This is a genomic window from uncultured Oceanisphaera sp., from assembly GCF_947495715.1.
GTDB lineage: Bacteria > Pseudomonadota > Gammaproteobacteria > Enterobacterales > Aeromonadaceae > Oceanimonas > Oceanimonas sediminis.
On sequence record NZ_CANLZU010000005.1, the window covers coordinates 1 to 13,092 of the forward strand.

16 protein-coding genes are annotated in these 13,092 nt (G+C 56.2%); 12 read left to right on the forward strand and 4 right to left on the reverse strand.

Going from position 1 to position 13,092, the window contains the following annotated elements; genetic code table 11:
• Window positions 1-180: 180 nt before the first annotated feature.
• Entirely contained in the window at window positions 181-1,320 is a 1,140-nt protein-coding gene (locus tag Q0753_RS04220) for a flagellar assembly protein T N-terminal domain-containing protein (protein ID WP_298717722.1), read from the reverse strand.
• A gap of 254 nt (window positions 1,321-1,574) precedes the next feature.
• Here Q0753_RS04220 and Q0753_RS04225 point away from each other — a divergent pair, with 254 nt between their 5' ends.
• Both Q0753_RS04225 and Q0753_RS04230 read left to right on the forward strand, forming a co-directional pair.
• Entirely contained in the window at window positions 1,575-2,321 is a 747-nt protein-coding gene (locus Q0753_RS04225) for a FlgO family outer membrane protein (protein WP_298717724.1), read from the forward strand.
• Window positions 2,311-2,706, forward strand: coding sequence for an LPP20 family lipoprotein (locus Q0753_RS04230; RefSeq protein ID WP_298717727.1), 396 nt, complete (start codon window positions 2,311-2,313; stop codon window positions 2,704-2,706). Before Q0753_RS04225 ends, Q0753_RS04230 begins: the two co-directional genes overlap by 11 nt.
• Window positions 2,707-2,778: 72 nt before the next feature.
• Here Q0753_RS04230 and Q0753_RS04235 read toward each other — a convergent pair whose 3' ends face one another.
• The 3 genes from Q0753_RS04235 to flgA all read right to left on the reverse strand — a co-directional run bounded on the left by Q0753_RS04235 (window position 2,779) and on the right by flgA (window position 4,323).
• Window positions 2,779-3,192 carry a flagella synthesis protein FlgN gene (locus Q0753_RS04235; protein ID WP_298717732.1) on the reverse strand — a complete coding sequence of 138 codons (414 nt, stop codon included), beginning with the start codon at window positions 3,190-3,192 and terminating at the stop codon, window positions 2,779-2,781.
• A 1-nt stretch (window position 3,193) separates the two neighbouring features.
• On the reverse strand, window positions 3,194-3,511 hold the full coding sequence (flgM, locus tag Q0753_RS04240) for a flagellar biosynthesis anti-sigma factor FlgM (protein ID WP_298717735.1): 318 nt from the start codon (window positions 3,509-3,511) through the stop codon (window positions 3,194-3,196).
• 71 nt (window positions 3,512-3,582) lie between these two features.
• Window positions 3,583-4,323 (reverse strand): flagellar basal body P-ring formation chaperone FlgA, encoded by a 741-nt coding sequence (gene flgA / locus Q0753_RS04245; protein ID WP_298717738.1) that lies wholly within the window; start codon window positions 4,321-4,323, stop codon window positions 3,583-3,585.
• Between the two features lie 153 nt (window positions 4,324-4,476).
• On the opposite strand from flgA, the gene Q0753_RS04250 reads away from it, so the two are divergent.
• The 10 genes from Q0753_RS04250 to Q0753_RS04295 all read left to right on the forward strand — a co-directional run bounded on the left by Q0753_RS04250 (window position 4,477) and on the right by Q0753_RS04295 (window position 13,090).
• Entirely contained in the window at window positions 4,477-5,391 is a 915-nt protein-coding gene (locus tag Q0753_RS04250) for a chemotaxis protein CheV (protein ID WP_298717740.1), read from the forward strand.
• A 20-nt stretch (window positions 5,392-5,411) separates the two neighbouring features.
• Window positions 5,412-6,233, forward strand: a complete 822-nt coding sequence (locus Q0753_RS04255) for a protein-glutamate O-methyltransferase CheR (RefSeq protein ID WP_298717743.1) — start codon at window positions 5,412-5,414, stop codon at window positions 6,231-6,233.
• Between the two features lie 92 nt (window positions 6,234-6,325).
• Window positions 6,326-6,727 (forward strand): flagellar basal body rod protein FlgB, encoded by a 402-nt coding sequence (gene flgB / locus Q0753_RS04260; protein WP_298717746.1) that lies wholly within the window; start codon window positions 6,326-6,328, stop codon window positions 6,725-6,727.
• Window positions 6,724-7,143, forward strand: coding sequence for a flagellar basal body rod protein FlgC (gene flgC, locus Q0753_RS04265; protein ID WP_298717748.1), 420 nt, complete (start codon window positions 6,724-6,726; stop codon window positions 7,141-7,143). Before flgB ends, flgC begins: the two co-directional genes overlap by 4 nt.
• Before the next feature lie 6 nt (window positions 7,144-7,149).
• Window positions 7,150-7,848, forward strand: coding sequence for a flagellar hook assembly protein FlgD (locus tag Q0753_RS04270; RefSeq protein ID WP_298717751.1), 699 nt, complete (start codon window positions 7,150-7,152; stop codon window positions 7,846-7,848).
• Window positions 7,849-7,859: 11 nt separating this feature from the next.
• Window positions 7,860-9,116 (forward strand): flagellar hook protein FlgE, encoded by a 1,257-nt coding sequence (flgE, locus tag Q0753_RS04275; RefSeq protein WP_298717754.1) that lies wholly within the window; start codon window positions 7,860-7,862, stop codon window positions 9,114-9,116.
• Between the two features lie 308 nt (window positions 9,117-9,424).
• Window positions 9,425-10,168, forward strand: a complete 744-nt coding sequence (gene flgF / locus Q0753_RS04280) for a flagellar basal-body rod protein FlgF (RefSeq protein WP_298717757.1) — start codon at window positions 9,425-9,427, stop codon at window positions 10,166-10,168.
• Between the two features lie 11 nt (window positions 10,169-10,179).
• On the forward strand, window positions 10,180-10,968 hold the full coding sequence (gene flgG, locus Q0753_RS04285; RefSeq protein ID WP_298717760.1) for a flagellar basal-body rod protein FlgG: 789 nt from the start codon (window positions 10,180-10,182) through the stop codon (window positions 10,966-10,968).
• Between the two features lie 42 nt (window positions 10,969-11,010).
• Window positions 11,011-11,700, forward strand: a complete 690-nt coding sequence (gene flgH / locus Q0753_RS04290) for a flagellar basal body L-ring protein FlgH (RefSeq protein ID WP_298717763.1) — start codon at window positions 11,011-11,013, stop codon at window positions 11,698-11,700.
• Window positions 11,701-12,040: 340 nt separating this feature from the next.
• Complete coding sequence (locus Q0753_RS04295; protein ID WP_298718155.1) at window positions 12,041-13,090, forward strand: flagellar basal body P-ring protein FlgI; 1,050 nt, start codon at window positions 12,041-12,043, stop codon at window positions 13,088-13,090.
• The last annotated feature ends 2 nt before the right edge of the window (window positions 13,091-13,092 follow it).

A 13,092-nucleotide genomic window follows, 5' to 3' on the forward strand; every position in this document is an offset into this window, starting at 1 on the left:
CAGAAGTGAAACGCACCCGCGCCGATGATAGTGTGGCAGCTGCCATGTGAAAGTAGGTCACTGCCAGGCACCCAATACGTAGGGTCGAATTTATTCGACCACCCAAAAAGCCCTTCACCGATGTGAAGGGCTTTTTTGCGTCTGTGAGAAATACCTTATGTTGCCACGCCTCACGCTGGATCACTTGACGCTGGTCAGCATATCGCCCGGGGTAATGTTGATCTGTCGGGCTTCACTATCGGCCGGTGCCAGCAGGCTGTAGTCGGTGTGACTCTGCTGCACTACAAATTGGGCCTTGGATGAGGTTTCGCTGTAGTAGCCGGGCTGAAGCTGGCGACGGTGAACAAGGGTGAAGCGATCGCCGGGTTGAATGCCGGCCTGGCGGCCAAGATCCATCAATATGCCTTCTTCAGACTGCTGCAATATATGACCAATGGCTTTCATGCACGACTGGGCATTGGTGACATCGCGAGCGATGCGTAACAGCAGTTGATCTACCGATTGGCCGTAGGCCGACTGCCAGAAGCTCTGTTCATGTACCTTTACCCTGGCGTGCTTGCTGAAAGACCAGGGCGATGTGGTCTGATAATGCTGTTGCAGCAAGTGTTCACCGGTCAGACTGTCTTCCAGGGTAATCGAGAGGCCAAACTGGCGCGGCATATCGGTGAAACGCCATTTAACCCAGTTGCCCTTATCCATGCTGATATCATCAATCACTCCGCTTAGCAGCAGTCGGGATTGCTGCTGTTGTGCCAGTACATCACTGCCCTGACGTAGACCGGGGCTGCGGGGCAGCTGATAATCGGTGGTCAGCTGGTGGGGCAGCTGTGTCATCAAATTGACGCCGGGTGTCAGGTGTTGCGCCAATCTGGCGGTTACGGCGACGCCCAGTTCAAATATCTGACCAATCTGGCCCTGCTCGGGGTGCAACAGCGGAAAACGACTGAGGGTCAGACCCGGGCGATAACGACCGGCACACTGTGGCTGTACATCACCATCGGGCCAGATATCGGCGCGCAGCGTCAATCTTAGCTGGCCCTGTGAATGCTGCTCATCAAGGATGACGTAGTCCATCAGTTCACCCTGAGCGGCAATATCGATCTGCTGACCCGACAGGGCGCCGTTGGTAACCGACTGCACCGTGGTCAGCGAAGCGCCAGCCTGCAACAGGGCATCGGTCAACGCCTGCTCCAGCGCCTGCTGGCGGGCGGTTTCTGCCCCCAGGCTGAGCGGTGCCGAGCCTTCGGCCTGATACCAGTCGGCGTGAGCTGCCAATGGCAGCAGCAGAAAGAATGAGGGTAACAAGGCTTTTATCGACACTGGGTATCCTGTGTAACAGCGGCAGCCGGATAAAATAACGGCGGCGGTCAATTGTTGATACTTCTTGGCAAGGATTATGCAAAAATCTTGCCTGATACGTCGATAAAAGCGTTAAATGCGCGAATACATCAAACGAGTTATTCTGTTCGCCTGGCGTGTCATATGGTTGTTTTACTGCAGGCCGGGTAAAGTCTGCCGGCCTCCGGTCGATAACCTATCGAGTTTCATTTAACCAATTTAGCGGGAGTCGGTGCATGAGCAGACCTTTTTTCCTTGTTGCCGTACTGGGCCTGACGGCCTGCTCGGGAGCGGGGAAGTCGCAGTTTGATGACCAACATCATTACCTGCCCCACGATCATGCGTCCCACTACATCAATCGCAAACCGCCGGGATCTCTGGGGCAAACGCAGGCATCACCCAGACATAGTCGAGATGGCATTCCCATGCGGATGAGTGCCGGTACTCGCAGCGCTTATCTGCCATCCACCGGGCCTTCACTGGTGGGCGGCCAAACCCGGTTGCAGCAGCATATGTCGGCACTGGCTTACCATCTGGTGTCGAGCGCGCATCACCTGGACAGTCAGTCGGGCATTGCCGTCAGTGGCTTTGTCGATCAGCAGGACTATCGCAGCCAGGACGACTTTGGCCGCCTGCTGTCGGAAACCATGATGTTTCAGCTCAATCAATACGGCTTGCGCGTGGTCGACTTCAAGGCGCTGCCTTTTATTCGTATCACTCCGCAAGGAGATGTCAGTACCAGCCGGGACTATCGGCAGCTGAGTTCACGTATCGGCGCCCGCTATCTGTTGCATGGCACCGTTAGTGAAACCACGGGTGGACGTTTGATTAATGCACGACTGGTCTCGATGGGCGACAACAGCCTGGTGGCCAGTGCCCAGCAGTTTATTCCCGAATATCTGGTTGCCGGCATGATCAGGGCACAGGGGCCAGAGTCCCGGGTTGTGATGACCCCGGAGCAAAGGAGCCGTTATGCGAAATAATCTGTGTGCCTTGCTGTTGTTGATGCTGGCGGGGTGCAGCGGGCAACAGGGCGACGTCCGTCCGGCCAAAAATCATCTGTATGCGGTGGGGTATGCCCCAATCAGCCTGCAGCAGCCTGCCAATCATCAGCAGAAGTTGCTGCATGCCATGCGGGCGTCAAAGATGGATGCCTATCGCGAGTTGACCGAGCAGCTGGGTGGCGTGATGACCAGTAGCTCAAGCCAAATGAGCAGTCATGTGCTGCAGGATGGTACCGTCAGCAACAGCAGCCGTGGGGTGGTCAGGGGCGCGCGAGTGGTAAACAGTTATCCCGATGGTGACATGTACATCACCGAGCTTGAACTGGATCTGGCGGTTTACGAGCAATTACGACGAGGAAATTGACCCAGAATGGTCGAATATAAAAACAAGGGTGAAACGTAAAGGGGAGGGGCGGAGTGTTAATCCCCCCTTTCCTTAAACCTTGAAACCAACGCCTTTGTTGATGCCTTTGGTGTGACCTTTCTGATCATAGGTCATGCTTTGACGTTCATGCAGCCGGCTCAGAATATTGGTCAGCTGGCGAATACCGTTGAGCGATTGCTCCAGCAGTTGCCCGGCCACCTGGTTCTGCTCCTGGCATTGTTGCAACAGCGCCCGCAACTCCGCTACCCGATCATGATAATCGCCGTTCAGGCGATCCCGTTCGGGGTGGCCGGCAAGCTGGCTATCGGTATTCTGAATCTCGATCAGCAATGCCTGCTTGCGCTCGGTCAACGGGGGGAGTTCAAGCGCCTTGCGTTTAACAATCAAGTCACGCTCTTGATGGGTAATCTCCAGCAGTAGCTCGAGTTGTGATTTTTGATGGTTCAGCAGCACATCAAGGGGCATGTCAGAGGCCTTCCAAATCCTGTTCAAAGCGAGAAATATTAGCCGCCAGTCGTTCACTGTCTACCTGGTAGCTGCCTTCATTGATGGCTTTTTTCAGTGCATCCAGCCGGGCACTGTTATCGGGAGCGGGCGTGGTTGCCAGCGATTGCTGCATCTGACTGAGGCGTTTGGCCTGAGGTGTCAGGGTGACTTCATCCTGGCGAATCGCGGCTGTACTGCCATCGGGCTGTGCGCCGGTGGTGGTTGATGCCTTGTACTTTGCATTGTTCGCCAACGGCGTCGTGCTGCCGAGGCCGGGAGGTAATTTATCGATAGCCATAATGGTCAAGTCCTGATGTTACTGCTGCGTAAATGAAGTATCGGCCTCTGTAGCCGTAACTTTAGCAGAATTTACAGTTTGACCTGCACACGACCGGCGGCCATGACCCGGGCGGTAATGTCTCGACCGGAGTTGATATTACGCACACGAATGCTGTCATTAAAGCCGCCGTCTTCCTGCGCCATGCCGTCGGTTTTCAGCATCAATCCCCCCGTTTGCGCGACGATGCCGACCTTGTCGCCCTTGCAGACCACACACAGCTGACTGCTGCGAATGGGCTGGCCGGGGCGTAAATCCCGCTTGCTGCGTGCGCCAATCAGTTCATCCGGCGAGCTGAATACATCCCCGCGCAGTAACACTTCATCCTGATAATCCACGGTTAAATGCTGCGCCTGCAGCAGGGTATTGCGGGCAACGGGGTCGGCGGCGGTAACCACCGGCTTGAGTATTTTAACTCGTACCGGCACAAACAGGTCCCAGCCTGGCTGCTCATGGCATTGCAGATAAACATGGGTATTGCGACGTACCTCGCCGGCACCGCGAATATCGGCGGTCAGCTTGCCCAGGCATTCGGTTAGCGATAATCGGGTATCGATGCTGGCCGCGTTGATGTGCAGCCGATCACCCGGTTGCAAGGGGACCAAATCTCGCACATAGTCTTCGGCATAATGGCGAAGTTCATCATGCACCGACGCCTGAGCCAGGGCCGGCCATAGCGAAGCGGCAAGCAACCAGCAGAGCAGCCGGCCGAGTGTTGCCAGCGATGATGTGCGAACCAGAATGTTAAAAAGCGGAAAATTTCTCTTAAGCATTACTACCTCATGGCCGATAAAACACGTTAGGCTGGCTTCAGTTGGTGTCTGCCTTGGGCGGGTGTTAAGCTGGCGTCGTATAACTCAAGCATGATAAGCATCGTTATTTAATTCACGCAAAAAGCATGCCATGGTACAGATGGAGACAAGGTAATGGCGGGGATACTCGACTCGGTAAACCAGAGAACACAACTCGTCGGTCAGAACAGGCTGGAACTGCTGCTGTTCAAGCTGAACGGACGTCAAAGATTTGGCATTAACGTGTTCAAGGTAAAGGAAGTGTTGCAGTGCCCCAGGCTGACCGGCTTGCCACAGCGTAATACCATGGTCAAAGGCGTCGCCAATATTCGTGGCCAAACCATTTCCATTATCGACTTGAGCAAGTCCATGGGTGGCCGCCCCATAGAGCAGACCGAAAACAGCTTCGTGATTATCTCCGAATACAACCGCTCGGTGCAGGGCTTTCTGGTGAACTCGGTTGAGCGGATCATCAACGTCAACTGGGAGTCGATATTGCCGCCGCCCAAAGGGGCGGGTCGCCTCAATTACATGACGGCAGTGACCGAGATCGACGGCGAGCTGGTGGAAATTCTGGATGTGGAAAAAATTCTCGACGAGATCGCCCCGGTCAAAACCACGGTCAACGCCGAGATTGTAGAGCAGGTTTCGCATTTGAATACCGAACGGCAAAAACCGATATTGATTGCAGATGACTCTTCGGTGGCCCGACGCCAGATCCAGAAAACCATGGCGACCCTGGGGTTGGAGTGCATCGTTGCCGAAAATGGCAAGCTTGCGCTGAACAAGCTCAGAGAAATGGCGGCGACCGGTCCCATCAGCGAGCAGCTGTCGATGGTGATCTCGGATGTGGAAATGCCGGAAATGGACGGTTATACCCTGACGGCAGAAATCCGTAATGATCCTGCACTGAAAGACTTGTATGTGATCCTGCATACTTCTCTGAGTGGTGTATTCAACAAGGCGCTGGTGGAAAAGGTGGGGGCGAATAATTTTATCGCCAAATTCCACCCGGACGAGCTGGCATCGGCGGTGAAACAAGCGCTGTAATAAAGGTGTAAACAACACGGATGAAGAACTTTACCGACGAGCAGTACCGGGTATTTTGCCAGTTTCTTGAAGCCGGCACCGGCATTGTGCTGGGCGATAACAAGCAGTATCTGGTAAAAAGTCGGCTGTCTCCGCTACTGACTCGCTTTCAGATAGACTCACTCGACGAGTTGATCAGCAAAGCCATGTCGGTACGCGAACGGGAGCTGAAAACGGCGGTTATCGACGCCATGACCACCAACGAAACCCTGTGGTTTCGAGACGGCTACCCCTTTACCCTGCTAACGGACAAACTGTTTCCGGAGTTGGCCAAACCGGGCAAGTCGTTGAAAGTCTGGTCTGCCGCCAGCTCTTCCGGTCAGGAGCCTTACTCCATTGCCATGACGGCACTGGAATATCAGGCTCGGCGGCCGGGCGGCTTGCCGGGCCTGCAAATTGTTGCCACCGATATTTCCACCAGCATGCTGGAACAGTGCAAGAGCGGCATTTACGACAGCCTGTCGCTGGCGCGCGGCTTGTCTCCCGAGCGCCGCAAGCAGTTTTTTACCCCGCTGACCGACGGCAAGATGCAGTTGCAGGCCAAGGTGAGAAACATGGTCAGCTTTCGGCCCTTCAACCTGCTGGACAGCTACAGCCTGTTGGGCAAGTTCGACATTATCTTCTGCCGTAATGTGCTGATTTATTTCTCTCCCGAGAACAAGACCAGGATCCTCAACCAGTTTGCCAGCAGCCTGAATCCCGGCGGCTACCTGTTGCTGGGGGCCTCCGAGTCACTGACCGGCCTGTCCGACAAGTTCGAGATGATCCGTTGCAGCCCAGGTATCATTTATCGTCTCAAGTGATAGCTGGCATACCTTTTGCTTTGTTTTAGGCATAACTTCGTGGCGTGCGTTTTAGCCACGATATGGCGTCAACATAACGCAAGAGGTGCCAGGTGACGATTTCGTTCGACAAAGCCTTTGGTATTCATCAACACGCCCTGGTGGCCCGTTCCGATCGGGCCGAATTGCTGGCCGGCAACCTGGCCAATGCAGACACCCCCGGCTACAAAGCCAAAGACATGGACTTTCAGTCTGCCCTGAGTCAGGCGCAGACCAATCAGGGCTTCTCGCTGAGCCGCACCAGCCAGCAACACTTTGCCGTAGAGCTTGCTCCCCCCGGCACGGTGCAGTTTCGCGTCCCCAATCAGCCGGATACCGGCGACGGTAATACCGTGGACGTGCAGACCGAACGTAACAACTACATGGAAAACGCCCTGCAGTATCAGGCCTCGCTGGAATTTCTTAACGGCAAGATCAGCGGCCTGTTGAAGGCCATCAAAGGAGATTCAATGTGAGCCTGTTTAAGGTATTTGATATTTCCGGCAGCGCCATGAGCGCCCAGTCGGTGCGGCTCAACACCACCGCCAGTAACCTGGCCAACGCCGACAGCGTCAGCTCCAGCATCAACGAAACCTACCGTGCCCGCAAGCCGGTGTTTGCCGCCGATCTGGATCAGGCCTTGTCCGACCGTCAGGAAAGCGTCGGCGTCAAGGTCATGGGCATAGTAGAAACCGACAAACCGCTGTTAAAGGAATTTCGCCCCGATCATCCGATGGCGGATCAGGATGGTTTCATCTACAAGCCCAACGTCAACGTGGTGGAAGAGATGACCGACATGCTCAGCGCCTCGCGCAACTACCAGACCAACGTGCAGGTGGCCGATGCCGCCAAGCAGATGCTGCAGCAAACCCTGCGTCTGGGTAAGGGGTAATAAGCCATGCAAGTTAACCAAGACTATTTAAACGGTCTCAAGTGGCCGGGGGAGCAAAGCCCCGCCGAAAAAGCCCAGGATCCCAGCCGGGCACAGTTGGGGCAGGAAGACTTTTTCGCCCTCATGACCCAGCAACTGGCCTATCAGGATCCGTTCAAACCGGCAGACAATTCCCAGATGATTGCCCAGATGACGTCTTTCACCACCGCAGACGGCATCAATCAGATGAGCGAAAAGCTGTCGAGCCTGAGCGACGTCATGACCTCCAGCCAGGCACTGCAGGCCTCAAGCCTGGTCGGGCAAAAAGTCTTGTTGCCCAGTGATCTGGCTTACTGGGATCAGTCCGAGCCGGTAGATGGCGTGGCCGTTACCGGTGAGGGCGCCGATAACGTGTTGATCAGAATAGAGAACGAAAAGGGCGAATTGATACGTAGCATTCCCCTGGATGGCCCACAAAAAGGCAACGTGCCCTTTAGCTGGGACGGCCTGAATGACAAGGGGGAGCCGGCTCCCGAGGGCCGCTACAAAATCAAGGTCAGCGGCCTGATTGACAATCAGCGTGAAGACCTAAACGCTCTGGCTTTTGGCCGGGTCGACAGCGTGACCTTAGGCAGCGCCAACAGCCCAACCCTGGTGAATCTTGCTGGTCTTGGGGGCATCCCCCTGAATCAGGTACTCGAAATAGCTGGCCGTAAAGCGGCGTAAGGAGAACATTAATGTCTTTTAATATTGCCCTGAGCGGTGTGAATGCGTCCCAGAAAGACCTGGACGTGACCGCCAACAACATTGCCAACGTCAATACCATTGGCTTTAAAGAGTCCCGCGCCGAATTTGCCGACGTGTACGCCAACTCCATTTTTTCCAACTCCAAAACCAGTACCGGCAGCGGTGTGCAAACCGCCTCGGTGGCCCAACAGTTTCACCAGGGCGCACTGCAGTTCACCAACAACTCGCTGGACATGGCCATCAACGGCAGCGGCTTCTTCGTGATGTCCAACGAACTCGGCTCGCTTGATCGTACTTTTACCCGTGCCGGTGCCTTTCGCCTCAACGATCAGGGCTTTGTTACCAACTCTCAGGGCAACTACCTGCAAACCTATGCCGCCAACGAGGACGGTACCCCGTCCGGTCTGGGCCTGAACACCACCCAGCCACTGCGGATCCCCGACAAGGCCGGTGATCCTCAGGCTACTACAGAAGCCAAAATCGGTGTTAACCTGCCGGTGAAAGCAGAAGCTTTACCCGTCGGTGGTTTTGATCCAACCGATTCAGCGACCTATACCTCGTCTACCTCGATGACGATTTATGATTCATTGGGTGATACCCACACCATGACCCAGTATTTCGTGAAAGATAACTCTGCGGCTGCCGGTGAAAACAAGTGGCAGATGCACGTCTATGTGGATGGTAATGATGCGTTAGCTGCTCCTTTGGATTTAGGATTTGATAACGCTGGGGTATTGGATACACCGGCCCCACCAGTTTCAGTTAATACATTGCCGTTAGGCTTTACCAATGGCTCAAATGATCAGCAGACGGTTGAGATTAAAATTCCTTCAGCCACTTTAAACTCCGGCCCCTTCGAAGTCACTCAATCCAGCCAGGACGGCACCACAGTCGGCCGCCTGACCAAGGTGGATGTTGGCGCGGATGGCCTGGTACAGGCCACTTACAGCAACGGCAGTACCGAAAACTTAGGGATCGTAGCCATGGCGCGCTTCCCCAACGATCAGGGCCTGACTCAGGAAGGCGATACCCAGTGGAGTCAGTCACTGCTGTCGGGCGAAGCCGTCACCGGCCAGCCCAATACCGGCATTTTCGGCAAGGTCAGCGTGGCGGCACTGGAGCAGTCCAACACCAACCTGACCACCGAGCTGGTAGACCTGATCACCGCCCAGCGTAACTTCCAGGCCAACTCCCGGGCACTGGAAGTGAACAGCACTCTGCAGCAGACCATATTGCAGATCCGGTAACCTAAATCGTGAGGGGTAAGGCGTGAAGAGTGAGGGAGGCAGACAAAGAAAAGTCTGACTCCCCTATGTGGCCTGTGGCTTTTGGACCACAGATAGTCGGTAAATTCTGTTCTGATAGAAACAATCGGTGTTGGGTTGTTTAACACCGATTGTTGAGCTTTTGTCTTAATCCCCTCACGCCTCTCGCTTTACCCCTCACTATGTTTAATGGCACCAATTTTGCAGATAACTCTGTAATGTAATTGGTACACTAGCTGACGTTCAGCATCACTCAGTACTTATTCGGCAACAGCGTCGACGGAGCTGAAATGGATCATTTGCTTTATATCGCCATGTCTGGCGCCAAAGAAAACATGCACAGCGTGGCCCTGCGAGCCAACAACCTGGCCAACGCCAATACCACCGGCTTCAAGGCCGATATGGAGCAGGCCCGGGCCATGCAGGCCTTTGGCGAAGGCTTGCCCAGCCGGGTGTTTGCCATGGCCGAGCGGCCGGGGCAAAGTTTTGCCTCCGGTCCCATTCAGACCACGGGTCGGGATCTTGACGTTGCCGTGTCCGGCGACGGCTGGCTGGCGGTGGAGTCCAAAGACGGCACCGAGGCCTACACCCGTTTCGGCAATTTGCAGGTGACGCCCGAGGGCATGCTGCAAACCAGCAATGGCCTTAACGTGCTGGACGATAATGGCGGACCTATTTTTCTGCCGCTGCCGCTGGAAAAAATGGAAATCAACAAAGACGGCACCATCTTTGCCCGGTTGGAGGGCGAGCCGGCCGACGGCGGTGCCGAACTGCAACGCATCAAGACGGTGCTGCCCGATAACGGCGATATCGAAAAAGGACTGGATGGTCTCTTTCGTCGCAAAGACGGTCAGGCCGAGGCACCGTCGGCGCAGGTGCAGCTGATTGCCGGTGCGCTGGAAGGCAGCAACGTCAACCCGGTGGCCGAAATGACCCACTTGATCGACCTGCAGCGGCGCTTTGAAACCCAGATGAAGATGATGAGCCACGCCGAAGAGAATGATAAAGCCCACGCCCAGTTGCTGCGCATCTAAAGGAGATTACGATGAACCCCGCATTATGGATTAGCAAAACCGGCCTCGATGCCCAGCAGACCAATATTTCGGTCACCTCCAACAACCTGGCCAACGCCAGCACCGTTGGTTTCAAGAAAGGCCGGGCCATCTTCGAAGATCTGCTGTATCAGAATGTGCACCAGCCGGGTGGTCGTGCCACCGCCGACACCAACTTGCCCTCCGGTCTTATGCTGGGGGCGGGCAGCAAGGTGGTGGCTACCCAGAAAACCTTTACCCAGGGCAGCGTGCAAACTACCGACAACGCCCTGGATGTGATGATTGATGGCCGGGGCTTCTTCGAGGTGATGCTGCCAGACGGTACCACCGGCTACACCCGTAACGGTCAGTTTGCGCTCAACGACGAAGGCATTATCGTGACCCCCGGCAATGGCTATCCCTTGCTGCCGGAAATGCAGATTCCCGGTAATGCCCAAAGCATCAGCGTGGGCACCAACGGTGAGGTATCGGTACAGCTGGCCGGTCAGGCCGAATCCCAGGTGGTTGGCCAGCTGACGCTGACCGACTTTGCCAACCCGTCCGGCCTGCAGCCCAAAGGGGAAAATCTCTATCTGGCAACTCAGTCCAGCGGTGCGCCACTGCAGGGCATTGCCGGTGCCGACGGTTACGGCACCATCAAGCAGGGCATGCTGGAAACCTCCAACGTCAACGTGACCGAAGAGCTGGTCAACCTGATCCAGGCACAGCGGGTATACGAGATGAACTCCAAGGTGATCTCGTCGGTCGATGAAATGATGGCCTATGTCAATCAGCAGCTGTAAACCGGCATGTTAAGCAGGAATCATGTTAAACAATGGAGAGTCATGCGTAGCATAACGGCGAGGTTCGGTCTGCTGGTTTTGTGTGTTGGTGGCCTGTCGGCCTGCACCAGCACCCCTTATACCCCCAAGCCGGATGATCCTGCCTTTGCGCCGGTGATCCCCAGCCTGAACGAGCAGCAGCTGGAGCCCAACGGCGGCATCTTCAGGGACAACTATGCCAACAGCCTGTATTCCGACATCAAGGCGCACCGGGTGGGCGACATCATTACTGTCGATCTGGCCGAGTCGACCCGGGCCCAGAAGCGTGCCACTACCCAGCAGGGCAAAGACTCCAGCGTGAACATCAATCCGCTCAGCCTCGGTGGTGCGCCGGTCAACATCGGCGGCTACCCGCTGCAGGCGTCCATGTCGAGCAGCAACGAATTCGACGGCCAGGCCAACACCAACCAGAGTAACAGCCTGCAGGGCAGCATTACCGTTAGCGTGGCGCAGGTGCTGGACAACGGTAACCTGCTGGTGCAGGGCGAAAAGTGGATCATGCTGAACACCGGCGAAGAATACGTGCGCATCAGCGGCATGATACGGCCGCAGGATATCGGTGCCGACAACCGGGTTGAGTCGACCCGGGTCGCCAATGCCCGCATCTATTATGGCGGCACCGGCGACTTTGCCAATACCCAGACCCGCGGCTGGCTGGCCAAGTTCTTCAACAGCCCCTGGCTGCCGTTTTAAATACGTGAGGGGTGAGGCGTCGTAGGGTCGTATTTATTCGACCACGCAAACGACACCCCCACCCAGCCTCCCCCTGGCGATGCCTCTTCATGATGCCTGCGGGGCTGGAGCCAAGGGGGAGGGGCGTTCGGCGCAGGCCCTGTAAATTGGCGCGGTTTGCTCCCTCCCCTTGGTCGCTATTTATCAGAATAACGCCGGGGTGCAACGCAAGGGGAGGGTTGGGGTGGGGTTACTGCAGTTTGCATATTTTGCTTACGGCTGAAAGTTTTGTTTTCAGGAGAAATACATGAAGCAGCTCACTGCGATATTACTGAGCTTAACCTTACTGGCTGGTGTCTTAATGCCGGCCCAGGCGGCCCGCATCAAAGACATCAGCTCGGTGGCCGGTGTGCGCGCCAACCAGCTGGTGGGTTACGGCCTGGTAGTGGGCCTGCCCGGTACCGGCGAGCGTAACAACGCCTTTGCCGCCCAGACTTTTCGCACCATGCTCAACAACTTCGGCATTACCGTGCCCGATAACATGCGGCCCAAGATGAACGACGTGGCGCCGGTGGCGGTGCACGCCGAATTGCCGGCCTTTGCCAAGCCGGGCCAGACCATAGACGTTACCGTTTCCGCCATTGGCGAGGCCAAGAGCCTGCGTGGCGGCACCCTGCTGCAGACCTTTCTGAAAGGGGTGGATGGTCGGGTCTATGCCCTGGCCCAGGGCAGCCTGGTAGTGGGCGGTTTGGGGGCCGAAGGGGCCGATGGCTCTTCCATCATGATCAATATTCCCACCGTGGGCCGCATTCCCGGTGGTGCCATGGTAGAGCGCGAAGTACAAAACTCCTTTGGCCGTGGCGATACCATTACCTTTAACCTGCACCGCTCCGACTTTACCACCGCCAAACGCATGGCCGAGGTGATTAACGATTTGGTCGGCCCGAACAACGCCCAGGCGCTGGATGCCACCTCGGTACAGGTATATGCACCGCGCGATCCGGGCCAGCGGGTCAGTTATCTGTCTACGCTGGAAAACCTGACCGTAGACGTGGCCGACGAAGCCGCCAAAATCATCGTCAACTCGCGCACCGGCACCGTAGTGATTGGCCAGACGGTACAGTTGAAGCCGGCGGCCATTACCCACGGCGGCCTGACCATTACCATTTCGGAAAATCCTCAGGTGTCCCAGCCCAATGCGCTGGCCGGTGGCGAAACCGTGGTGGTGCCCAACAGCAACATCAACGTAGAGCAGCAAGACGGCCGCATGTTCAAGCTGGACACCGGCACCACACTGGACGATCTGGTACGGGCGATTAATCAGGTCGGCGTGGCCCCCGGCGACCTGGTCGCCATACTCGAAGCCCTGCGCCAGGCCGGCGCCATTCAGGGCGAGCTGGTGATTATTTAATT